General features: G+C 34.1%; 18 protein-coding genes and 1 pseudogene. 6 read left to right on the top strand and 13 right to left on the bottom strand.

Annotation, left to right across the window (positions count from 1 at the left end):
• Nucleotides 1–9: 9 nt before the first annotated feature.
• A complete protein-coding gene (locus ABWU73_RS00445; RefSeq protein ID WP_022626407.1) occupies nucleotides 10–573 on the top strand; it encodes a NifU family protein in 564 nt (187 codons plus the stop codon).
• Nucleotides 570–1,796 (top strand): histidine--tRNA ligase, encoded by a 1,227-nt coding sequence (gene hisS / locus ABWU73_RS00450; RefSeq protein WP_010963026.1) that lies wholly within the window; start codon nucleotides 570–572, stop codon nucleotides 1,794–1,796. The genes ABWU73_RS00445 and hisS overlap by 4 nt, the downstream gene beginning before the upstream one ends.
• A gap of 20 nt (nucleotides 1,797–1,816) precedes the next feature.
• Here hisS and surE read toward each other — a convergent pair whose 3' ends face one another.
• From surE to rseP, 8 genes are all read right to left on the bottom strand, one after another.
• Nucleotides 1,817–2,569, bottom strand: coding sequence for a 5'/3'-nucleotidase SurE (gene surE, locus ABWU73_RS00455; RefSeq protein WP_341810256.1), 753 nt, complete (start codon nucleotides 2,567–2,569; stop codon nucleotides 1,817–1,819).
• A 1,295-nt stretch (nucleotides 2,570–3,864) separates the two neighbouring features.
• The gene (gene ffh / locus ABWU73_RS00460; protein ID WP_151808007.1) at nucleotides 3,865–5,208 is read right to left on the bottom strand and encodes a signal recognition particle protein; all 1,344 of its coding nucleotides are present in this window, start codon (nucleotides 5,206–5,208) and stop codon (nucleotides 3,865–3,867) included.
• The gene (locus tag ABWU73_RS00465; RefSeq protein ID WP_264329484.1) at nucleotides 5,193–6,752 is read right to left on the bottom strand and encodes a proton-conducting transporter membrane subunit; all 1,560 of its coding nucleotides are present in this window, start codon (nucleotides 6,750–6,752) and stop codon (nucleotides 5,193–5,195) included. The genes ffh and ABWU73_RS00465 overlap by 16 nt, the downstream gene beginning before the upstream one ends.
• Nucleotides 6,753–7,055: 303 nt before the next feature.
• Nucleotides 7,056–9,938 carry an FAD-dependent oxidoreductase gene (locus tag ABWU73_RS00470; protein WP_264329485.1) on the bottom strand — a complete coding sequence of 961 codons (2,883 nt, stop codon included), beginning with the start codon at nucleotides 9,936–9,938 and terminating at the stop codon, nucleotides 7,056–7,058.
• Between the two features lie 45 nt (nucleotides 9,939–9,983).
• Nucleotides 9,984–10,415 (bottom strand): 3-hydroxyacyl-ACP dehydratase FabZ, encoded by a 432-nt coding sequence (fabZ, locus tag ABWU73_RS00475; protein ID WP_010082082.1) that lies wholly within the window; start codon nucleotides 10,413–10,415, stop codon nucleotides 9,984–9,986.
• 4 nt (nucleotides 10,416–10,419) lie between these two features.
• The gene (locus ABWU73_RS00480; RefSeq protein WP_209472492.1) at nucleotides 10,420–10,971 is read right to left on the bottom strand and encodes an OmpH family outer membrane protein; all 552 of its coding nucleotides are present in this window, start codon (nucleotides 10,969–10,971) and stop codon (nucleotides 10,420–10,422) included.
• Entirely contained in the window at nucleotides 10,972–13,308 is a 2,337-nt protein-coding gene (gene bamA / locus ABWU73_RS00485; RefSeq protein ID WP_138264850.1) for an outer membrane protein assembly factor BamA, read from the bottom strand.
• Nucleotides 13,309–13,316: 8 nt separating this feature from the next.
• Nucleotides 13,317–14,435, bottom strand: coding sequence for an RIP metalloprotease RseP (gene rseP, locus ABWU73_RS00490; protein ID WP_010082085.1), 1,119 nt, complete (start codon nucleotides 14,433–14,435; stop codon nucleotides 13,317–13,319).
• Nucleotides 14,436–14,534: 99 nt separating this feature from the next.
• Between rseP and ABWU73_RS00495 the strand changes: the two genes are divergently transcribed.
• Entirely contained in the window at nucleotides 14,535–14,813 is a 279-nt protein-coding gene (locus ABWU73_RS00495) for a succinate dehydrogenase assembly factor 2 (RefSeq protein ID WP_006279484.1), read from the top strand.
• Here the strand turns inward: ABWU73_RS00495 and ABWU73_RS00500 are convergent.
• The 3 genes from ABWU73_RS00500 to ABWU73_RS00510 all read right to left on the bottom strand — a co-directional run bounded on the left by ABWU73_RS00500 (nucleotide 14,788) and on the right by ABWU73_RS00510 (nucleotide 17,147).
• Complete coding sequence (locus ABWU73_RS00500; RefSeq protein ID WP_010082086.1) at nucleotides 14,788–15,114, bottom strand: cell division protein ZapA; 327 nt, start codon at nucleotides 15,112–15,114, stop codon at nucleotides 14,788–14,790. The two genes, ABWU73_RS00495 and ABWU73_RS00500, sit on opposite strands and share 26 nt — an antisense overlap.
• Nucleotides 15,115–15,186: 72 nt before the next feature.
• Complete coding sequence (locus ABWU73_RS00505) at nucleotides 15,187–15,465, bottom strand: HU family DNA-binding protein (RefSeq protein ID WP_010963035.1); 279 nt, start codon at nucleotides 15,463–15,465, stop codon at nucleotides 15,187–15,189.
• Between the two features lie 29 nt (nucleotides 15,466–15,494).
• Entirely contained in the window at nucleotides 15,495–17,147 is a 1,653-nt protein-coding gene (locus tag ABWU73_RS00510; RefSeq protein ID WP_012673366.1) for a 30S ribosomal protein S1, read from the bottom strand.
• A gap of 139 nt (nucleotides 17,148–17,286) precedes the next feature.
• On the opposite strand from ABWU73_RS00510, the gene trmB reads away from it, so the two are divergent.
• The gene (gene trmB, locus ABWU73_RS00515; protein ID WP_012673367.1) at nucleotides 17,287–17,952 is read left to right on the top strand and encodes a tRNA (guanosine(46)-N7)-methyltransferase TrmB; all 666 of its coding nucleotides are present in this window, start codon (nucleotides 17,287–17,289) and stop codon (nucleotides 17,950–17,952) included.
• A 476-nt stretch (nucleotides 17,953–18,428) separates the two neighbouring features.
• On the opposite strand, the gene ABWU73_RS00520 is transcribed toward trmB, so the two are convergent.
• Complete coding sequence (locus ABWU73_RS00520) at nucleotides 18,429–19,076, bottom strand: heme exporter protein CcmB (protein ID WP_010963039.1); 648 nt, start codon at nucleotides 19,074–19,076, stop codon at nucleotides 18,429–18,431.
• A 106-nt stretch (nucleotides 19,077–19,182) separates the two neighbouring features.
• Here ABWU73_RS00520 and ABWU73_RS00525 point away from each other — a divergent pair, with 106 nt between their 5' ends.
• Together ABWU73_RS00525 and ABWU73_RS00530 are read left to right on the top strand one after the other, a co-directional pair.
• Nucleotides 19,183–19,575 carry a TraR/DksA family transcriptional regulator gene (locus tag ABWU73_RS00525; protein ID WP_010963040.1) on the top strand — a complete coding sequence of 131 codons (393 nt, stop codon included), beginning with the start codon at nucleotides 19,183–19,185 and terminating at the stop codon, nucleotides 19,573–19,575.
• A gap of 296 nt (nucleotides 19,576–19,871) precedes the next feature.
• Nucleotides 19,872–21,015 (top strand): annotated as a pseudogene (locus ABWU73_RS00530) (transposase).
• A 9-nt stretch (nucleotides 21,016–21,024) separates the two neighbouring features.
• On the opposite strand, the gene ABWU73_RS00535 reads toward ABWU73_RS00530, so the two are convergent.
• Nucleotides 21,025–21,234, bottom strand: coding sequence for a hypothetical protein (locus ABWU73_RS00535; RefSeq protein ID WP_015589377.1), 210 nt, complete (start codon nucleotides 21,232–21,234; stop codon nucleotides 21,025–21,027).
• Nucleotides 21,235–21,318: the final 84 nt, after the last annotated feature.

Below are 21,318 nucleotides of genomic sequence, written 5' to 3' on the forward strand. Positions count from 1 at the left end.
GTAAATAACATGTTCATCCAGATTGAAGAAACACCAAACCCAAATACGCTAAAATTCCTTCCTGGATTTGAAATTTTAAACGAAGGAGAAACTGCTGATTTTTCAAATGCGAATGAGATAAAAAATTCTAAACTAGCAGCAAATCTTTTTCAAATAGAGCATGTGGTAAGAGTATTTTTCGGTCATGATTTTATTTCAGTAACAAAATTGGATGGAATTAATTGGGATATATTAAAAGTAGAAGTTTTAACTACAATCATGAATCACTTTACTTCTGGTGGAAAAGCACTAGATAAAGAAGAAGTGAATGATCCAGATGAAGAATTTTTTGATAAAAATGATATAGAAATTGTAAATAGAATAAAAGAATTGATGGAAAGTCATATCAAACCTGCAGTTGCTCAAGATGGTGGCGATATCAAATTTCGTGGCTATAAAGATGGAATAGTTTATGTTGAGTTGCAAGGAGCTTGCTCTGGATGCCCAAGTGCTGCAATTACTTTAAAGCAAGGAGTGCAAAATATGCTGAGCTACCACATACCAGAGATTGCAGGTATAGAGACCACACTATGACTAATCAAACGGTTAGAGGAACAAAAGATCTCCTGTTTGATGAATGGTACAAGTTTAAATACATAGAGCAAACAGCAAACAGAATCTCAAGTTTATACGGCTTTTTGCCCGCCCAAACTCCAATATTTGAGTGCACGGAGGTTTTTACAAAAACCTTAGGTGATAGCTCAGACATCATCACTAAAGAGATGTATAGCTTCAATGATAAAGGGGGAAAGAGCATAACTTTACGTCCTGAGTTCACTGCAGCGATTGTCAGGCTACTCATTGAAAAAAAACTGCAAACACCGATAAAATTATTCTCAACAGGACCTGCATTTCGCTATGAAAGACCGCAAAAGGGAAGACAAAGGCAATTTCATCAGATAAATTTTGAGGTTTTTGGCATAGAAGATCCAAAAGCTGATATTGAATTGATATCACTCGCTCAGCACTTACTAACTGAATTTGGCATCAATAAAAATGTAAAGCTGGAAATCAACTCTTTAGGTGATGGTGAAACAATAACTAAATATAGAGAAGCTTTGATCTTATACTTTACAAAGTATCAAAATGATCTATCAGAAGATAGCAAAAATAGGTTGATCAAAAATCCACTCAGAATACTGGATTCCAAGGATGAGAAAGATAAATCAATAATTTCTGATGCGCCTAAAATCAGCAATTATTATACGAAAGAGTCCTCAGATTTCTTTGAACAAATACTAAATGGATTAACAATTCTTGATATACCTTATACCGTAAACAATAAACTAGTTCGAGGTTTGGATTATTATTGCCACACAGTGTTTGAGTTTGTTACAGAGGATTTAGGTGCACAAGGGGCAGTTTTTGCCGGTGGAAGATACGATAATTTAGTATCTTCAGTAGGTGGAAAACACACTCCAGCAATAGGATTTGCAGGGGGTATTGAGCGCATAATGGAGTTAATCAATTATTCTCCGAAAGAAGAGCGACCTATTTACCTAATTCCAATCGGTAGAGAGGCTGAAAAACATGCTTTAACACTTGCAAATGAATTGCGCAGAAATGGTTTATATGTAATCTATGAATATAGCGGAACGCTCAGAACCCGAATGAAAAAAGCAAATCAAGCAAATGCTAAAGCTGCTTTAATCTTTGGCGATGAAGAATTGAGTAGTAAAACTTTAAAGATTAAAAACATGGATACAGGTGAAGAAAAAATAATTGCTCGCGATAACACAATAGAAAATATCTATTAGGAGCAATGCAAATGTTTTTCTCAGTCAGCTATAGAAGAAAATTCGTCTGCACAAGAATTTTTCATAGTATTCAAAGTATTATAATCTGTAAAATCTAATTTTACCGGTGTAATAGTAATAAATCCTTCTTTTATTTTATTTATACTACCACTGCCTGAGTGCTCTCGAGACCAATTTAAGCTAAAAGAGCCATTCGAATTTTCAGTAAAAGTTAAATCCCCATCAATGTTATATTCACCTTGTTCAGCAAATTCTACTCCTTTTACTTTTTCCGTAGCAGGAAAATTTACACTCATCACTATGTTTTTAGGCCAACCAACCTTAACTAGCTTGGCAATAACCTTTGGTGCAAAAACCTTTGTATTGTGCCAGTCTATTTTATCATGATAAACTTGGCTCAGCGCAATAGAAGGTATAGACCTTGCAGCACCTTCCATTACAGCACCAATTGTTCCTGAATAACAAATATCGTCCCCGACATTTGATCCAATATTTACTCCGGACAATATTAAGTCTGGTTTTTTATTCATAACTTTATTTAGCGCAATAATGACACAATCTGCAGGAGTACCAGACACACTAAATTCCCTTTCACTATGTTGTTTTATTCCAATAGATTGTTTCACTGGATAATCAAGAGATCTTGCAGCTCCGCTTCTATCAGTATCTGGTGCCACTATCCATATTTCTGACGCAAAATTCCGTGCAACCTCTTTGAGTAATTTTATTCCTTCACTTCCAAAGCCATCATCGTTTGTTATCAATATTATCATATACAATACTCAGCTATACAGCTCCAAATTATGTAAACCACTGGCTGTAAATAAACTCATGAGGCTTTAAGTTTCTTTGCATAACTGTGGACTGTAACAAAGAACCTGCTGTAAATCAATAGATTTCTTGCACAGGCCATAACTGTCATTACAATAGAAACGAAAAAACTTACTTGACAAACTCCGCCAGCCCCCTTATCATGAAACTGAAGCTATTTATTTATCTTCTCTGTACAGATTAAATGACAAAAAAACTCACGTATCTGGCGTCTCATGTTTAATTTTTTGCACTATGTGCACCTTATGTCTTTATCAAACTTCTACCTACATAAGCTGAAACGCGCTTATAAAGCGTTTAAAACATAAAAAAACGCCATACTTGAAAGTATAATGTAAGTAATTAGCCAACTACGGGGCTTCTTTTGCCTTTTTTTCTGTTTAGTAAATTTCTTAAATATTTATAGCTAAACGACAACCGTCATCCCGCTGCTTGTTAGCGGGATCTAGAGATACCGCGAATGAATCGCGGTATGACGTAGGACTGCTGTCATTCCAGTCTGGAATCCAAAAAAAAGGATGATGTCATCCCAGTGCCCTGACTACTTGGATCCAGTTTTCTTTACAAATTCACAAAAAGTGCTTCATTCTATAACGCAAAACCCATACTCACCAAACCCAATGCATTACTTGCAATTAAGTTTCCTGGATCCAAGTAGTCAAGCTACTCGGATGACACCCTTTTGGATGGAGACCAGTGTCAGCTACTTTCATGACACCATTCTTTTTCCTGGATCCAAGTAGTCAGGGCACTAGGATGACAAGAGAAAGAGGCTACTGGGATGACAGCTACCCTGACAATCGTCATCCCGCTACGTGTTAGCGGGATCTAGAGATACCACGGCGGTATGACGGTTCGCAGCGGTATAGTAACTCGTCATCCCGCTGCTTGTTAGCGGGATCTCTTGTTAGCGGATGAGATACCGCGAATGAATCGCGGTATGACGGTGTAGATAGTATCCCGCTGCTTGTTAGCGGATGAGATACCGCGAATGAATCGCGGTATGACGTGTTGAAACAATCCGATAAGGTAAGCCTCGTCATCCCGCTACGTGTTAGCGGGATCTAGAGATACCGCGGCGGTATGACGTGTTGCTTGGGTCAGCTATAGTATTTCTTAAAATTAATAATAAATTTCTTGGCTAGCAAGAAGCTGTAAATTTTTTTGCGAGACCTAAGCCGCTTTTGATATAGCTAAAGGTTTACTGATGATTTGTCTCATTCCACTACCTGCTGACTTACTTTCTGCTTAGCATATCCATCAAATCAGATTCTTTGAGTTTACTATGGTCAACTTTACTGAACTTATTTACCATAGAGCTCATTTGATTATACTGCTTAATTAGAAGATTAATGTCAGTTACAGTTGTTCCGGACCCCTTAGAAATTCTAAGTCTTCTTTTGCCATTTAAAATATCTGGATTTTGCCTTTCTTTTTCAGTCATTGAGTTTATGATGGCTATATATTTTTTCACTTTATTGTCATCTGGCACACTGCTACTTAGCTTTTTTGTAAATGAACTAGGAATGAATTTCATTATGTTGCTAATGCCATCCATTTTACTCAGAGTTTTTAACATTCCCACTAGGTCGTTTAGGTCGAATTTACCTTTTTTCACTTTCTTTTGTAACTTATCAATTTCTTCCTGACCAACAATCTCAGCAGCTTTTTCAACCAATGAGACAACATCACCCATGCTAAGTATTCTTTTTGCAATTCTATCTGGATAAAAATCATCGAGGTCACTTAATTTTTCACCACAAGCAATAAATTTAATTGGACAATCGGCGATCATTTTCATAGAAAGAGCAGCACCACCACGTGCATCACCATCAACACGGGTAAGAATAATGCCGGTTACACCTATTACCTCATTGAATGATTTGGCAATGTTGACTGCATCCTGGCCTATCATTGCGTCGGCTACTAAAATAACTTCTGCAGGTGAAGCTATTTCCTTTACGGCTTTCAACTCATTCATCATATTATTGTCAATATGAAGCCTGCCTGCAGTGTCTAGTATTAATACATCATAATTATCGTTCTTTGCTGCTGCCAGTGCCCTTTTTGTAATTGTAATGGGCTTCTCATCTATTACTACAGGTAAAGTTTGCACATCTATTTGTTTACCTAGCACTTCAAGTTGTTTCTGGGCAGCAGGCCTATAAATGTCTAAAGAGGCAAGCATCACTTTTTTCTTTTGCTTTTTTAGTTTTAAAGCAAGCTTTCCTGAGGTAGTTGTTTTACCTGCACCTTGTAAGCCCACCATCATAATCACAGCAGGGGGTTTAACTGCTAGATTTAAGTCACTTTTCTCTGATCCGAGAACTGCAACTAAATTATCCTGTACAATTTTAATTATCATTTGTGCTGGAGAAACACTTTTTATGACTTTTTCCCCAATCACTTTATCTTTAATGTCGTTGATGAATTTTTTTGCAACTTCAAGTGAAACGTCAGCTTCAATTAAGGCTATGCGTATTTCACGCATGGCAAGATTAAAATCATCTTCAGAAATGATTGACTTTCCTCTCAGTTTACTAAATACAGAATTTAAACTTTCAGTTAACGATTTAAACATAATAGCATTAGTAGAATACTCATTAAAAAGAGAGAAGAAGCTGAAACAAAACTCACTGAGTTATAACTCAGCACTTCTTTAAGTTTAGTAATATTATTAAAGTATAAACCAACAAGTGGATTAGTCAAGTTTTGCACTACGCTGGCAAACATTTCTCTAGTTTTAGAGACTAACTGATTGAACAGCAAGATAATATAGGGTATGAAAGCTCTAAAAATCCAATCAACATCCATTTTAAAATTTACTCTCGGGTAAAATAACTTGCGTAAAGGAATAAACAATAAAGTGGTACATAGTAATAAATTAAATTGCGACCAAATATTTTTTGTGTTGTACACAAAATCGAAAATCGAAGGTTTATTGTAAATAGGTAAGTAAGGATTGCCAGCGATTACGCATATAAATGCTAAAATAATCATAGTCATTTTGCCTCCTCTCTCTGCTAAAGGTTTTGACTTACTTTTTGCAATAAATAAGTAATAAAGAAACTTTAGCCCCACGCTTAAATGAAGCAGCAAATTTAGAAGCTTATATAAATTTTTATACCCTTTTAAGGCAACAGTGTTCATTTCAATTTCAGCTGTGATATATGATTTACTGATAAATCCAACGGTTCCAGGAAATGCAGCCATTGTAAGTATTGCGATTATAGCACACATGCCTTCCACTGACATCAGTTTACCCACTCCATTAAAACTAATTGTTTTTGTTTGTGAAATAATCGAATTACTGACCACAAACAATAATGATTGATAAACAAGAGAGAAGATTATATGCAGTATCAAAATTGGTATTGCTTTTTCCGAAGGACTGAGCAAACTTCCTGCAATAATCAGCAAGCCCATTTGTCCTACAACGTTATAGCATAAAAATCTGCGAATATTTTGCTCAAGAGAAGCAAATATAATGCTGTAAATTGCAGTGATGGCGCCTACAAGCGCTAATATTTCAGTACAATCTTGCCATAGGTTATAAGTGTGTAAAAGCATCACTAAAAAAGAGACTTTAGTGGTAAATAAAGAGAGATATGTGGTGCCATGTAGCGATGCAGCAGGATATGCATCAACAACCCAAAATGAAAAAGGAAAACAAGCGCAGTTTATCAATAAACCCAAAATTATCAGGTTAGTGCTTTGAAGTGCCAATCCTGCTATTAATATAACTCCAACGAAAAAGTGTACACAAGCGTACCTTATTGCAGGTCCACTATCTCTACAGCTAGCTGCGATAATAAAAAATGCACTGATGGTCATTAATTCACAGAATATTATAACCAATATCATATGTTCAGATAAAACTGCATAAAGTGAACTAATAGTGTAAGCAGCAAAAGATAGCATCTCTGAAAAAGTCAAATTTTGTGCTGGTAGAACAGCTAAAAATGCAACTGATAAAAAAGATATTAGTATGGTACGAAAAGATAAATCAAAATCTAGAATTGGGAGAGACCAATTTACTGCAATGCTCAAATTTTCAGGTAATTTTAGGACTATAACTATTAATACAGTCAGTAGAAGTAACAGTGACGATTTATAAAGTTGCACAATAATTAAAACCAATATGGTTTATGCTATCTCAATATATGAATAAAATCAATTTGCATATTAACCACTAATTAAACTAATTATCATATAATTATATCAGAGTTTAGAGGGTTATAGAGAAACCGGTCAGATTAGGTTTTTAATCTAATCTGACCGATAGCTTTAATAGTGAGGTAAGCTTTAATATAGCACTCCTAATTCATAACGCTACACTCGTGCATAATTTATTTTTAATTTGTGCACGAGCGTTAGTAAATTGTTTACTTTTTGAAATAAAATTTGGCATCACTTTAATATTGAGACTTAGTAAACCTCAGTAGGTCTGCCAGTTGGGCCCATAAGAATTATTTGCTCGCCTTCTCTTAAGTGTCTGCATAAATTAGTGGAGCCGCCGATTTCCAGCACAATAGTGGAAATAATTCCTTTTTTTTTGTCTACTTCAGTGCCGGTTATGGCTATACCTTCTATAGCAAGGTTTGTATTATTGGCTTTTCTGCCATTGGTTTCAAAATTTTGCAATCTAAAGAATTGCCCAGGCTTAAAATTCTTTGCCGCAAGTGGTGCTTTAATCACTATTTCTATCACTTTATCTGTTAAATATTGAACTTTTATGACTTTTGCAGCGAATTGCTCTTTGATTCTATTGAAGAATTCTTTGTTAGCCAGATCTTCAATGCTTGACCACGCATTTTTTTTCTGGCCCACAACATCACACACTGGAATGACAGAAACGAAGCTATTAACTCTATTCAAAAGCTGGGAAATAATAGGGTAGCCGTTCTTAGCACTTGCCATAGCTTTCACGACGCTGCCACTATACGAAGGGTGAAGATCACCAAAAAAGCTGATTGTTTTATTGCCTTGCTTATACACTAATATTCTATCTTTATTTTGCATTTTAGGAGAAAATATTGGGTCTATTTCTTTTCCTGATGAATTCAAATGAGTAAAATACCCATTACTTAATTTAAAATGCTTTTTATCTTCTGTTGCAATAACTGTATTTGGCTCAGTACCTGCTGCTATAAAAATAGAACGTGCTTTTATACGTTTGATTTCGCCGGATTTTGTGTCTATCAGTTTTATTAATTCAGCATGGTTATATTTATCCGTCACAACTTCAACTGGCTCTAAGTTTTCAATAAAGTAAATCCCTTCTGATAATGCGTTTTGCACCTCTTCGCTATTTAATCGATAACTTGGTGAATCTTTTAGCTCTTTTCTATATATAACTTTCACTCCCCCGAGGCTCTGCATTAACTCTAATATTTTTATTTCTCTATTCTCTTTTTTTGCTAACTCTTGCTCTGCTTGGATCAACTTTGCGTGCGATATGAGCTCATTTGCAATTTTGTGTTCTTCTTCTGTCCAATCTTTTTCAACACAGTCCTTTCCATACTTATCAACTAATATCTCATAACGAAGAAGAAATTTTTCTACTTGAATTGGATAATACGCTAAAGCTTCAGTGGCAGTGTCAATCGCAGTAAGCCCCGCACCTATGACAACTATCGGCATACGAACTTGCAGATTTGCTATAGAATCAAATTTAAGAGCGCCAGTCAGTTGTAACGACATCAGAAAATCAGATGCCATGCGTACTCCACGAGCTAGTATGTTTTTTATTTTGATCATTCGTGGCTTACCAGAGCCAAGTGCTAGGGCGATGTGATCAAAACCCGAGTTGAACGCGTCATCAACATTAATCGTGCCACCAAAACGAATGCCTCCATAAAGTGCGAAATGCTCACGTCTTTCCAGCAGTAATCTAATAATCTTTAAGTAATTCTTATCCCACCGAGAAGTAATGCCATATTCTGCCACCCCACCAAACCCTCCTGCCGTGCGTTCACTCAATTTTTCGTGTTTGAAATCTTTAATTAGCTGGAAATTATCGATCAAAGGTTCAATCTTTAGTCCATCAATGGTGATAACGTTATGCCCATCATTCAACAAATGATGAGCTAAATTAAAACCAGCAGGACCAAGGCCTACAACTAGAACGTTTTTTCCGGTGTTTTCTCTTGGCAATGAACGCTGAAAATTTAAAGGATTCCAACGGCTGAGCAGAGAATATATTTCAAATCCGTACGGTAAACTGAGCACATCATCCAGAATCCTTGTTTCAATTGCTGGCACATTTACGGGTTCTTGTTTTTGATATATGCACGAATTCATGCAGTCATTGCATATTCTGTGTCCAGTAGCCGCGCATAATGGGTTATCTATCATCACAATTGCAAGACTTGCTATGCTGTACCCTTCGCTTTTCACCAGATTCATTTCTGATATTTTCTGCTCTAGTGGGCAGCCGTGCAGTTCAACTCTAAGTGGAGACTTTTTGAAAGTATTGTCATCATTAATTAGCCCCTTTGAGCAGCTGTCCTTATTTTGCTTATGACAAAATATGCAGTAGTGAGCATTATCTAGTGCTTTATTCAAACTTACCTTTTTGCTTGTTAGATCAAAACCGTATCGTCTTTTTACTTCATTTGAATACAGCACTTCAACTTTGTCTACTTCTTTTTTAGAAAATGGTATGAGGTTTTCGTGGTCAATTTTTTTATGAATACTGAATAATATACTCTGTTTATTTTTCACTCTCCACGCTGCATATTGTGCCGCAAGTTCTATTTCCTCTTTGTGATTTTCTTTATCTTCAAACCAATGCATCACCTGCTCAGCGAAATTTTTTTCTGTTGTTGGCAAAGTGAGAAAAGGACTTAGTTTGTTAGTAATATTTATATTCGCCACATTAGTGTATTTCTTCAATGCATAGCGTTGGACAAATAACCTTTTGCATTTATATATTACAGCAAAGTCGTTGTGCTTTTTCTTTAGCTCCTCTATTTCTTTTTCAATATTGAAAAGTTTTGCAATAAATCCATCAAGTAAGTACGAAAGGTCTATAATGAGCTGGCTATCTGTCATCCAAGTAGCTGACCGTTCTTCTTGTTTTCTAGATCCCAGTGTCAAGCACTGGGATGACGGGGGGTGACACTGGGATGATGGGAGGTGACACTGGGATGACATCGAAGAAGAAGCTGCTTTTTCTCTTGCTTCAATTAATGAACAAAACAAGCTCTCATCACATGATTTAATATAATTCAAAAATGTCTCATCTAATTTTGTTAATCCATTGCGAGTATATAGATTCGAAAATGAGATTTTGAAATTCAGCTTCATTGCTATACTATAAAGTGTACATGCTGTTTCTTACAGATGAAGATTTTATTTATTTTGCAATACTGCTGAGATTGTTGCTTCTGCAACTTTTTCTTCGCTAACAGATGCAATACACCTAAATTTGTATACACCTAAACACACACTTTGAATGTTAGCTTGAAGAATCAATGTGTCCCCTGGAGTAACTAGCTTTCTGAATTTTGCATTTTCAATGGATCTCAAGTAAACAACTTTATTTTCTATTGTTTCTTTACCTAGAACACATATAGCAGATGCCTGAGCTAGAGATTCAATTATCAAGACTCCTGGCATTATCGGATGACCAGGGAAGTGGCCAATAAAAAATGGCTCATTGAAAGTCACATTTTTGATTGCTTTTATACTTTTACCAGGATCACACTCTATAACTCTATCTACTAAGAGAAACGGATAAGAATGTGGTAGTGTTTTTATAATATCACTGATATTAAATTGCATAAGTCTATTCAATGCCTTTTAAAGCAAATTCAGGTATTTCCTTGTTTATATTGTTTAATACCACATCTGATAAATCAACTTCATCCATGGAGTATAAAACTTGGTTCTTTTTTGAAATAAATAGTACCAAATCTATGTTGTTTTTTTCTGCCGTTTTTTTAGCGACTTCTTTTATCTTGTTAAAAACACTCTCTACTGCTTCTCTATAGCTTTCTTCTAAATGTAACATTTTTTTAGCATAATTATCTCTAACATTTACAGTGTGCTTATTAAATTGTCCTGTCTTTTCCTTTTTTGCTTCTTCTGACAAAAGGTCAAATTCTTCTTTTGATGGCTTAAGTTTTTCTAACTCATTTTCAAATTCTTGTTGTAATCTAGAATTCTGCTCCTTTATTTGTTGTTGTATATTTTGCAGAGCAAGAGATTCATTGATGACTTTGTCACTATCGATAATTGCAGCCTTTGTGTTCTGAGGTTGATATCCTACAAACTTATACCCCACAAATAAGGAAATAATTAAGGCAATAACTGATATAAATAACTGTATATATTTCATTCAAATCCCCGCTTCAATAGAAAATTTAACATTTGGTGATGGTATTATATCATAAGATTCCTTTACTAAAGGAAACCCGAAATCCAATCTAAGTCTACCAAAAGGAGAAAGCATTGAAAAGCCAAAACCTGGTGACACTCTCACAAGCTTGCTATCATAGTATTTCCCTTCATACTTCTTATTTTTATCATCTAAGCCAAAAAGTGTTGCATAGTCAACAAATAGTGAGCCTTTGATACCAGCATAGTCATATAGTTTTGGTAGAGGAAAATCCACTTGCTGTGTTAGATTAAAATAAGTTTTGCCTCCTAATGAGCTTTTATTTTTGTCTTCTGCTCTTGGTCCAATACCGGAAAGGTCAAACCCTCTAATCTCATTACCCCCTTTAAAAAAGTGCTGGCCAATGTTTAGATTTTCATCAGTATAAGAAAAAATATGACCTGCCGCCATCTTAAAGCGTAGCGTTATATCATCGTCAATTTTGCTTAATATAGGGTGCGTATAAAAAGATAAGAATTCAGATTTCAGGAAATTCACGTTTCCTCCCAATCCTGAAATATCCTGACTTAAGCGCAGTAAATACCCTTCTTTTGGAGTATAGAGGTTATCCAGTTTATTATATGCCAACGTGTATCCCACTGATGAAATCTGATGTTTACCTTTTCGGTCCAGTATTATTTCAGAGATATCGGTGTCTTGTCCACCCTTATTATCCATGTGTATATGATTATACTTATAAGAATAGCGAAGGGAATTAGTTAAGTTCTCTGTGACTTTATATGATAACTTTGTAAAAAATCCCATATCGCAACTATCAAAAGTAGTGTTTGGTTTATCTTGTTTTTCATAAAATACACCCATGCCTAGTGACGTATCAGAATCGTTAAAATTATTTTCAACAAACTCTAAATCAGTAGAAAATACGTATTGACTTTTTTCAAGAGCAAAAGAGAGCTCTTTTCCAGTACCAAATAAATTACGGTCTTTGAGGTCAATTTTAATCAATGCTCCACCAGGAAGAGACACACCTCCTCCCAAATACAACGAAGTAGTGTTTTTTTCTTTAACACTTAAGTCAAGATTTACTGCATTATCATTAACTGCATAACTATTTACTTTCACTGTTTCAAAAAAATCACTACTCATTAGTTTTTTACGTGACTTTTGAATCTCAGATATATTGTACGCATCACCTTCTGCTACACTTAGCTTACTTCTGATCACTTTATCTAAAGTGCGATCGTTACCATCAATTGTAATTTGATTTATATAAATCTTTTTACCCGGCAGCACTCTGTAGGTTACATCTACAACATTGTCACGTTGTGCATACTCTGGATTAACTTTTGCAAATATATATCCTTTCTCATTTAAATATTTGTTTATTTTTTCTACTGTATTATTAATTTTAACTCTATTAAATATCTTATCGTTTTCCTCTGTTATAAAATCCAATATTTCTTCTTTTAGGCTCAAATCCTGAATTTCAGTTTCAATATTAACCTCATTATTTCCAAATAAATACTGCTGTCCTTCGTCAATCAAAAAAGTTAACTCTGTTTGATTGTTATTATCAACCTCAACAATTGGTTGAATATTATTTTGAATATATCCTTTAGATGAATAAAAATGATCGAGCAATTCTGTGTTAATCAATAGATATTGCGGTGAATAATGATTTCCGCCTTTAAAAATAGCTCTAAATAACTTACTAAATATGTCATTACTATGTCTTTTGATAACTTGCTCTAGCTCATTTTCAGAAAAGTTTTTGTTGCCTATAAATCTTATATCCTTAATTTTAGAGGTTTTGCCTTCTTTTATTTTAAAAATTAGATTGACTCTATTGCCATCAAGCTTATTCAGGTCATATTCAATTTTAACACCAATCTTACCGTTATTTCTATAAGTAGTGACTAAATTCACTAAATCGTTTTGCAATTTTGTTTCAGTTAAAATAGTTAGCGACTTTGATTGAATCACATTACTTAGCAGCTCTTTGCTGTTAAATAACTTATTGCCTTTTAACACTACCTTGTTAATCAGTGGATTTTCTTGAATTTTTATTACTAAATTTTTTTTATCATCTATGTAAGCATTAACACTAGCAAATAACTTTGTTTTATATAGATCTTTTATAATTGAGTCTATATCATCGTCGTTTATATAATCACCAGATTTTAGTTTTATATAGAACCCTATTGTCTGGTTGCTTACCCTCTCATTACCAATACATTTGACATCTTTCACCTGCACTTTTTCCGCAGTTCCTAAAGCAACAAGCAGGGCAGGAAAAGAAATAAAAACCACTACCAGTATATAAAATAGCTTTTTCATATTTTATTTCAAAAAAGATCCCTAATATCATTTGACATTCCAGTTGCCATAAGCAAAAACAACACTAAAGCACCAAAAATAGCTGCATATTTTTGACATTTCAAGCTTAAATCCCTACGTATAACCGCTTCTATGATATAATGAAATAAATGCCCACCATCTAGCAGTGGTATTGGCAGCAAGTTAATTGCAGCTAAATTAGCTGAAATGATTGCCATAAAATATAGAACCATAATAAATCCCTTTTTAGCTGATTGTCCTGAATATTTTGCGATTTTTATTGGTCCACCTATTTCACTTGCACTCCTCTTACCAACAATAATTTGAAAGATAGCTTTAATCGTTAAGCACATAGTGTGGTAAGTTTCACTTACTGATAAGCTCACAGCCCCAAGAAAAGACGACTGCTTTAATGTATTGACTGAAATAATCCCTATAGTTTCTCTTTCTATTGTGTTGCCAAAAACGTCTTTGTCCTTGATTATTAATGGAGTTAAACTGGTCCTGTGCTTCTCATTATTTCTGCTATACTCAATCTCCATTCTTGTTTTAGGATTCGACATTATCACACGTGAAATATCTTCAAAGTATTTTATTTTATGCTCATTGATTTGTGTAATAGTGTCACCTGGCAACAAACCAGCTTGCTTAGCTGCACTACCTTCGATTACATTTTCAATCACCGGTGGAGTGCGATAATAACCTGCTATGCTAAAAAATATTGTAAAAGCTATAACAGCAAATACCATGTTTGCAAAAGGCCCTGCAAAAACTACTGCTGCTTTTTTATGACGCGGTTTTGTATGAAATGAATACAATTTTTCTTCTTCCGTTAATTCTTGTTGATCAGCTGGGACACTCGCTGCATTAGTATCTCCTAGCATTTTAACATAACCACCCAATGGAACAACGCTTAATTTCCATCTAGTTCCAGACTTATCGTTAAAACCAAAAATTTCAGGACCAAAACCTATGGAAAAAGATTCAACTTTAACTTTGCATGCTTTGGCAACAACATAATGCCCATATTCATGCACGAATACTATGACAGAAATTATTAAAGAAAATGATAAAAAATAATATATTCCATCGCTAAATTGATGGATAAGATTAGAAATTAATTCCACCTGTATATTTAGATCTTAACAAAATGTTAAGTATATTAAAATGCGCCTCGCTTGACAAGTATTTAGTTTAACTTTTAAATTAAAAAAAGTTTAATTGTAATGACAGATACCTCACTACTCAGAAGAAAATTAATATATAGAAGCTGGCATAGGGGTTGCAAAGAAACCGATATACTTTTAGGGCATTTCGCATTGAAATATCTTGATAAATTTTCCTTAAGCGAACTAATCGAATACGAAAAAATAGTTGATCTTGATGATTACGAATTATATTGTTACATAACTCGTAAGACAAACCTCCCTCCTGGCTTGAATAGTCAGATAGTCAATTTAATTGCTTGCTTTATTGAAGCTAATCCTTTATGCACTCAAGATTAGTGATAATCTTATTTACCTTATCTAGTACCTCAGTATATTCTATTCTTTTCTCGTTTCTATACTTTTCGCGCTCTTGATTTACTTCATCTAATCGCTTTGTTAATTCTAAAATTTTATCCTCAAGAATTAGTGCTGCAAGTAAGAAATTTAATGCATCCGAACCCTTACCTCCAGTTTTTTGAGATACAGAACTAACTAACTTGTCAAAACTATTAGCAAGGCGTAATAAATGATTCCCCTTCCCACTTTCGCAAGATATTTTATATGTGTTATTACGTATAACTATTTCTACTACTTGCATATGGTGCTAAAAATTTCTATCGTACAGTATAAACTCAAACCCCTACTTTCATCTTATTTATGGTATAAATTTTTATTCATTTATCAAATCAGATAATTTTTTACTGCTACGAAAATATGTTTTAAAGTATTGATTCTTTGTAAACTTCTGTAACATTAAATGGCTTGTTTCTTTCAAGTTATAACTTCTAACTGAAAAAGAACCAAACCCCCTAATTTCAACTCTATTATGATGTTTCAATGTGCTTGAAAGTATCCCAAAAAATCTATCAACTATAGCTGCTATAACAATCTTATCTAAAAAAGGATGTCTTTTTGCTACCCTCGCTATTATATCAGACTTTGTTGCCATTTATATGAAGCCAAAATAAGTAAACCTTATCACTTAGCAGATAATGCTATGTTATATTCTTCAACACCCAATACTTCAACTTCTATTTTTTCTGATATAGAGAATTTTTTATTCTCTGGTAAATGCTCTTGATCTATTAGAAGGGTTACATCGTTCTCAACTTCAACGACTAGTCCATTATCTTCTCTCTTACCTACAATAACCTGTATTTTATCACCTACCTTAACTTTCTTTATCAGTTCTTCAAGAGGATCATACTCTATTTGTTTTATTCCAAGATAAATTCTTGCCCGATTCACGTTAGCCCTTATTACTTTTGCTTCTATTTTATCACCTACATTATACTTCTTTATCTCATCTGAACCATTTTTAGACCAACTAAAATCTTTCACATATATTGTCCCTTCTACGTTCTCATCTATTTCAGAATCACCGAAAGCAACAGATACATATGAGCCGGTATTATTCTTCACTTCACCAGAAACAATAGAACCAGGAGGATATTTATTGATAAATACTTGCCAAGGGTTGTCTACACACCTTTTCATGCTTAAACTCATCCTACTCTTAGCAATGTCAATACTGAGAATTTTTACATATACTTCTTGTCCCCTTGTTACGAGACTACTAACTGGTAAATTACTCTTAACCCAAGTTATTTCTGACGAGTGCACTAAACCTTCAATTCCAGGTCTAAGCTCAACAAATAATCCATAATCTTCTATGCTTGTTACATAACCCTTATGCACACTATCAACTGGATATTTTGACTCTGCATCTTGCCAAGGGCTATCTTCTAGCTGCTTCACACCCAAGGAAATTTTAGCATTTTCCTTATCTATTTTTATAATTTTAACTTTTATAGTCTGACCACAAGTAAAAACTGCAGACGGATGACTTACCCTACTCCAAGAGATATCTGTAATATGTAACAATCCATCTATAACTCCCACTACATCTGATTCATGAATACCGACAAATACACCGTAATGAGTGATACTTTTTATTTTCCCTTCTATTATATCGCCTTCATTTAAAGATTCTAAAAATTTAATTTTTTCACCAGCGTGCAATTTTTCTAACACCAGCTTTCTTGATACTACAATATTGCCCTGCTTCTTATCCATTTTAAGCACGATGAACTTTTGTTCAGTTTCAATAAGGTGCTTCGCATCTTTTACTTGCTTCAAATCCACATGACTCAGCGGTAAAAAAGCGCTTATTCCGTCACCAAGATCAACAATAAAGCCACATTTAATTGAGCGTTTAATAACTCCGCTTACTTCAGCCCTTGTAACTGTATCTTCTTCCAACTTATTCCATTTTTCGTCCCTAATTGCTTTTTCACGACTAAGAACAACATTACCATGATAATCTTCAATTCTTTCCACATAAACTCTGATTTTCGAGCCAATAATGACCTCATCATTACAACCGAGTTCCTTGATCAGAATTCTCCCGTCAGATTTTAAACCAATATCAACCACAACGTCGTTAGGGTTTATTCTTGTAATTACACCTTCTACCACATCTCCTTCTTTAATTTTGTTAACAAAAGAATCTTCAAACAAGGTATTATCTTGATCCTCAAATTGGCCTTGACATATCTCTTCTATAAATTTGTTTGATGATAGCTTTCTGATAGTAACCGGTAGATTTACGACTGGATTATTATTATTCATACCTTTAACTTAAACTTTATTAGAACTCATATATTATATAATATTAACAATTATTGACAAGTAATTTTTCATTAACTCATTTCGAGAATTGTTTAAGCTATATAAAATATAGTGAGAAAATTATATATGTATCAAGAATATGCTATTTAAGAATAGCAAGTGGATTAGATCGTTCTCCAGAAGGTCCAGGCTAAAACCTGATGTTGATGAAATATTGGAAAAATATTCTATTCAAAACAGCAAGGAATCTATAGAGAAAATTGTAAATTCACAAAAAAGAATATGGGTAGAAATAGGCTTTGGCAACGGTGAAAATATGCTTTACCAGGTGCTCAATGAACCTGATCTATTATTTATAGGATGTGAGCCCTACTTAAAGGGGGTTTCTCGCTTGCTAACAAACATAGAAATACAGAACATAAAAAATATTTTAATGTGGACAGAAGATGCAAGAGAATTGATTGCAAATTTTCCTGATAACAGTGTTGAAAGATTCTTTATTCTCTTTCCAGATCCATGGCCAAAAAGAAGTCACAATAAAAGACGATTAATTAATACGGAATTTTTAAATTTATTAGCAAAAAAAATACTTATAACAGGGGAAATATTCATTGCAACCGATCATCAGGACTATGCAGAGTGGATAGCATCACATATAAAGCAGTGTAACTCTTTAATCTATAGGGAAGACGATTTCACAAGTTATACTCTTACAAAATACCACAGAAGAGCGCTCAAAGATCAGCGTAAAGTGAGGTTCTTTAAAGTAAGTGTTATTAATAATTTGCAGACTATGGATCAATAGAGTTTTTGCATATCTCTTTTACGTTAACTATAGATTAAAAATAATAAAAAAAGAGGGAGAAATAGAGTAAATTCCTTTAACTACTTCTCCTTATGAAGGAATAGACTTCTTGCATAACCCAAACTAAGTAGAAAAAAGGTATCATCCAAGTAGCCCCTTTCTCGTCATGCCGCTGCGAATCGTCATACCGCCGCGGCGCTAACACGTAGCGGGATGATGAGGCTTATCGTCATGCCACCGCGAACCGTCATACCGTCACGGTATCTCTTAGCCGCTAACAAGTAGCGGGATGACGGTTGTCAGGTTAGCTGTTATCCCAGTTTTTGACACTGGGATGACAACGAAGGGCTACTTGGATGACAGGGAAGGATGCTGGAATGAAGGTTTTTCAAATTGTCGATAAACCTAAATCTATAATAACTATTTGCCTTTTTTCTAGGTTATGCAAGAAGTCTACTGAATAACAGTAAGATTTTTCAATCCTGTTCCACAGCAAATTTTAGTGCCATGTGAGTAGTTATGGTGCTGTTAACAATCAAAATAACAAAAACTAAGATGGTGATTAGTAGTGTATAAATATTCAAGGATAAATTTTCAAATTGAGTTAGCATTTTAAAATACACAAAGGTTGGCATTATCATTGGCAAAACAAGAATTTGCGATACTCCTGATGCTAAGTTGTTTTGACCAATCATCAATGCATTTCCAGTAGCTGAAATATTAGTGATTATCAGCGTATTAAATAATAAAGACACTCCAACTGCTATTGAGTGTTCAATACTATTGCCTAGAATTGCAAAGCTGAATATGGAAGAAATTACTGAAATCGGTAACCCAAATAATAACCAGTGAGCGAAAATTTTATAAGCAACTATAAGCCTAGAAGAGAGTGGCTGTACAAAGATTTGCTCTAATATTCCATCATGATAATCAGATGTAAACAAATTATTTGTAGAAATCTGCAAAACAAATGTAGCACATATCCATGTTAATGTTAACATAACTTCTTGTTTATTGTTGTTTTTAAGTGTAAATGAAGATAAACTTAACATTATGATAAAAATACATACTATATAGGTAAAGTTCTTATCATCTATTACTAATTTTTTTACTGAGTCGATCATACTAGGCTTTTAAATGTTTATTATAAATTATAGTGTTTACTTTGAGGTAGTATAATTTTTTGTTCATAAATTATATAGGTTTTATTATTTTTTTGATAATGCAATTATGGAAAAGTTACCAAAAATAAAGTCACCAGAAGATTACACTCCTTCAGAAGATGAAGAATATATGAGCGTAAAACAACTGGAATACTTCAGCTTAAAGTTACAATCAATACTCGCTGAGTTAGAGAAACAAGAACTAGAAGATAATAGTATTGATACATACTATTCTGATGAAGATAGTGGAAACGAGGAATTAATCAAGCGTCGAAAAGATAGAAAAGAAAAAATTAAGGAGGCGTTAGAAAAAATAAAATTAGGCACTTATGGTTACTGCGATGGAACAGGAGAAGAAATAGGAGTCGAAAGACTTAAAGCTAATCCGCTTGCTATATATTGTATTGAAGAGCAAGAGAGAGTAGAAAAAGAAAAGAACGTGTACAACATTAACGATTAATTTACACATAAGTGGTGAGCCCATTGGACTTCAAGAGGAGCAAGAGGCGCTGAAGTATGTTATGCTATAAAGAAAGTGGAAAATTGGACATTCTCAACTTGACTCCTGCAGATTAAAAATTAAGTTGTATCCGTTCAGGCAATGGCGTCAACTTAAGGAAAAATATCAGCGATAGTGTATAAAATTTCTCTCCAAATTTTTTATCATTAAATTATCCAAAGAGTGCAAGGGACAGCACTTTTGTTTCTGTTTTATTTCAACAAAGAAGTCTAAAATGTGTCCTTTTTAGGTGAAATATGCAAAAAGGAAAAAACCTTATTCTACAAATTAAAAATATAATATACTCGAAAACTTTTCAGAAAATCCATTGTGTTGAGTTTTACACGAACAAGAAAACTTCCTTTTTCGACAGTATTTTCTATGATTTTAAAGTTAGTTAAAAAAAGTTTGGGAATAGAATGTGAACTTATGGAGCCATTGACATGTACCCTCAAAGCAAGCTTTTTCTAAAGCAAGATATAAGATTTGCCATACAGGCTTTCAAGAATCTAAGCATCCAAACAGCCTATCAGGATGAACCTGAGTTGGAGAGGCTATAGACTTATTGCAGCAGATGGTTCTGGTATGAGATTACCCAGCTCTGGGGAAATTGTATCCGAGTTTGAACCAAATGGAACAACAGGCACCATTGGCAATTTGTTTGTTGATTTGTGTACTTCGCTGATTTGTAGTGCTCGTCTTGCAGCTTGGAATATAGGTGAACAAACGTTGGCGGCAGAGCAATTACCCGAAGTTATCACTCAAATGCGTTTATTAAATCAAGAGAAATTATTATTTATCTATGATCGTCTTCAGTAAAATTCATTCAGCAGCATTATGATTTGGAAGTAGATTTTATTTTTCGCTTGCAAAAAAGAAATTATAGTAAGCTATGGGAACGCTGGCGAATTAGATTTTGATTTTATATTAGAAAATGAAAAGCTAAAAAATAAAATGAAAGGACAGAAAGTAAGAGTTATAGTGCTGACATTAGCCAACTGAGAAACAGAGTTTTTGACCGAGACTTTGGAGCAAAGCTTATGTGTTAAGGTGGCACATAGAGAAGTGCTATAAACGACTCAAAGTAGGAGCAGAGTTAGAGAATTTTTCTGGAGAGGCTGTATTACAAGAATTTTGGGCAAACTTGGTCATGTGCAATATATTATCGCTTCATATATGTGATGCACAAGGGCCTTGGAACCCAGATCAAATTACTGAGTATCGTTTAAATTTTTCAGTTTTATTTAGTGTAATGAGACAGAAACTCTATCAGGTACTTATTGCGCCAAAAAACTTTCAAGCCCTTTTTAAGTATACGCGCTAAAGTTAAAATCCGACCGGGACAGCCGCAATAAAGTAGATAAGCCTAAACGCCATCATGTCTTTAGGAGAGTTTGCTAATGAAAGTTCTTAAGTTGACGTCATTGACTGTTCCGATTCGTTATATGACATAAGAGCATCATATATTTCATGCAATGTATTTGAGATGTTTTTTTCCATATGTTGATTAATATGCCCATATATTGTCGTCTCTTCCGAACACTCTGTATCTTTATGTATATGATTTTGTTGCTTTAATTCTTCTCTATCTACACTCTCTATTTGCTCTGACACTAGCATAACTACCTCATATTTTACATAACGAAATAAAAAAATTCTAACTGTAGTATGCTTATATAATCTACGAAGTCAATAGTTAAATTG

This window comes from Wolbachia endosymbiont (group A) of Andrena helvola, from assembly GCF_964028415.1.
GTDB lineage: Bacteria > Pseudomonadota > Alphaproteobacteria > Rickettsiales > Anaplasmataceae > Wolbachia > Wolbachia pipientis.

What these genes read in the sequence shown, in the direction of transcription:
- ABWU73_RS00470 (WP_264329485.1), bottom strand. Translation starts at nt 9,938, where the DNA reads ATGAAGCTGAATTTCAAAATCTCATTTTCGAATCTATATACTCGCAAT.
- ABWU73_RS00525 (WP_010963040.1), top strand. Translation starts at nt 19,183, where the DNA reads ATGGAAAAGTTACCAAAAATAAAGTCACCAGAAGATTACACTCCTTCA.
- ffh (WP_151808007.1), bottom strand. Translation starts at nt 5,208, where the DNA reads ATGTTTAAATCGTTAACTGAAAGTTTAAATTCTGTATTTAGTAAACTG.
- ABWU73_RS00495 (WP_006279484.1), top strand. Translation starts at nt 14,535, where the DNA reads ATGACAGATACCTCACTACTCAGAAGAAAATTAATATATAGAAGCTGG.
- ABWU73_RS00480 (WP_209472492.1), bottom strand. Translation starts at nt 10,971, where the DNA reads ATGAAATATATACAGTTATTTATATCAGTTATTGCCTTAATTATTTCC.
- ABWU73_RS00445 (WP_022626407.1), top strand. Translation starts at nt 10, where the DNA reads ATGTTCATCCAGATTGAAGAAACACCAAACCCAAATACGCTAAAATTC.
- fabZ (WP_010082082.1), bottom strand. Translation starts at nt 10,415, where the DNA reads ATGCAATTTAATATCAGTGATATTATAAAAACACTACCACATTCTTAT.
- ABWU73_RS00505 (WP_010963035.1), bottom strand. Translation starts at nt 15,465, where the DNA reads ATGGCAACAAAGTCTGATATAATAGCGAGGGTAGCAAAAAGACATCCT.
- surE (WP_341810256.1), bottom strand. Translation starts at nt 2,569, where the DNA reads ATGATAATATTGATAACAAACGATGATGGCTTTGGAAGTGAAGGAATA.
- ABWU73_RS00510 (WP_012673366.1), bottom strand. Translation starts at nt 17,147, where the DNA reads ATGAATAATAATAATCCAGTCGTAAATCTACCGGTTACTATCAGAAAG.
- bamA (WP_138264850.1), bottom strand. Translation starts at nt 13,308, where the DNA reads ATGAAAAAGCTATTTTATATACTGGTAGTGGTTTTTATTTCTTTTCCT.
- ABWU73_RS00520 (WP_010963039.1), bottom strand. Translation starts at nt 19,076, where the DNA reads ATGATCGACTCAGTAAAAAAATTAGTAATAGATGATAAGAACTTTACC.
- hisS (WP_010963026.1), top strand. Translation starts at nt 570, where the DNA reads ATGACTAATCAAACGGTTAGAGGAACAAAAGATCTCCTGTTTGATGAA.
- ABWU73_RS00500 (WP_010082086.1), bottom strand. Translation starts at nt 15,114, where the DNA reads ATGCAAGTAGTAGAAATAGTTATACGTAATAACACATATAAAATATCT.
- trmB (WP_012673367.1), top strand. Translation starts at nt 17,287, where the DNA reads ATGCTATTTAAGAATAGCAAGTGGATTAGATCGTTCTCCAGAAGGTCC.
- ABWU73_RS00535 (WP_015589377.1), bottom strand. Translation starts at nt 21,234, where the DNA reads ATGCTAGTGTCAGAGCAAATAGAGAGTGTAGATAGAGAAGAATTAAAG.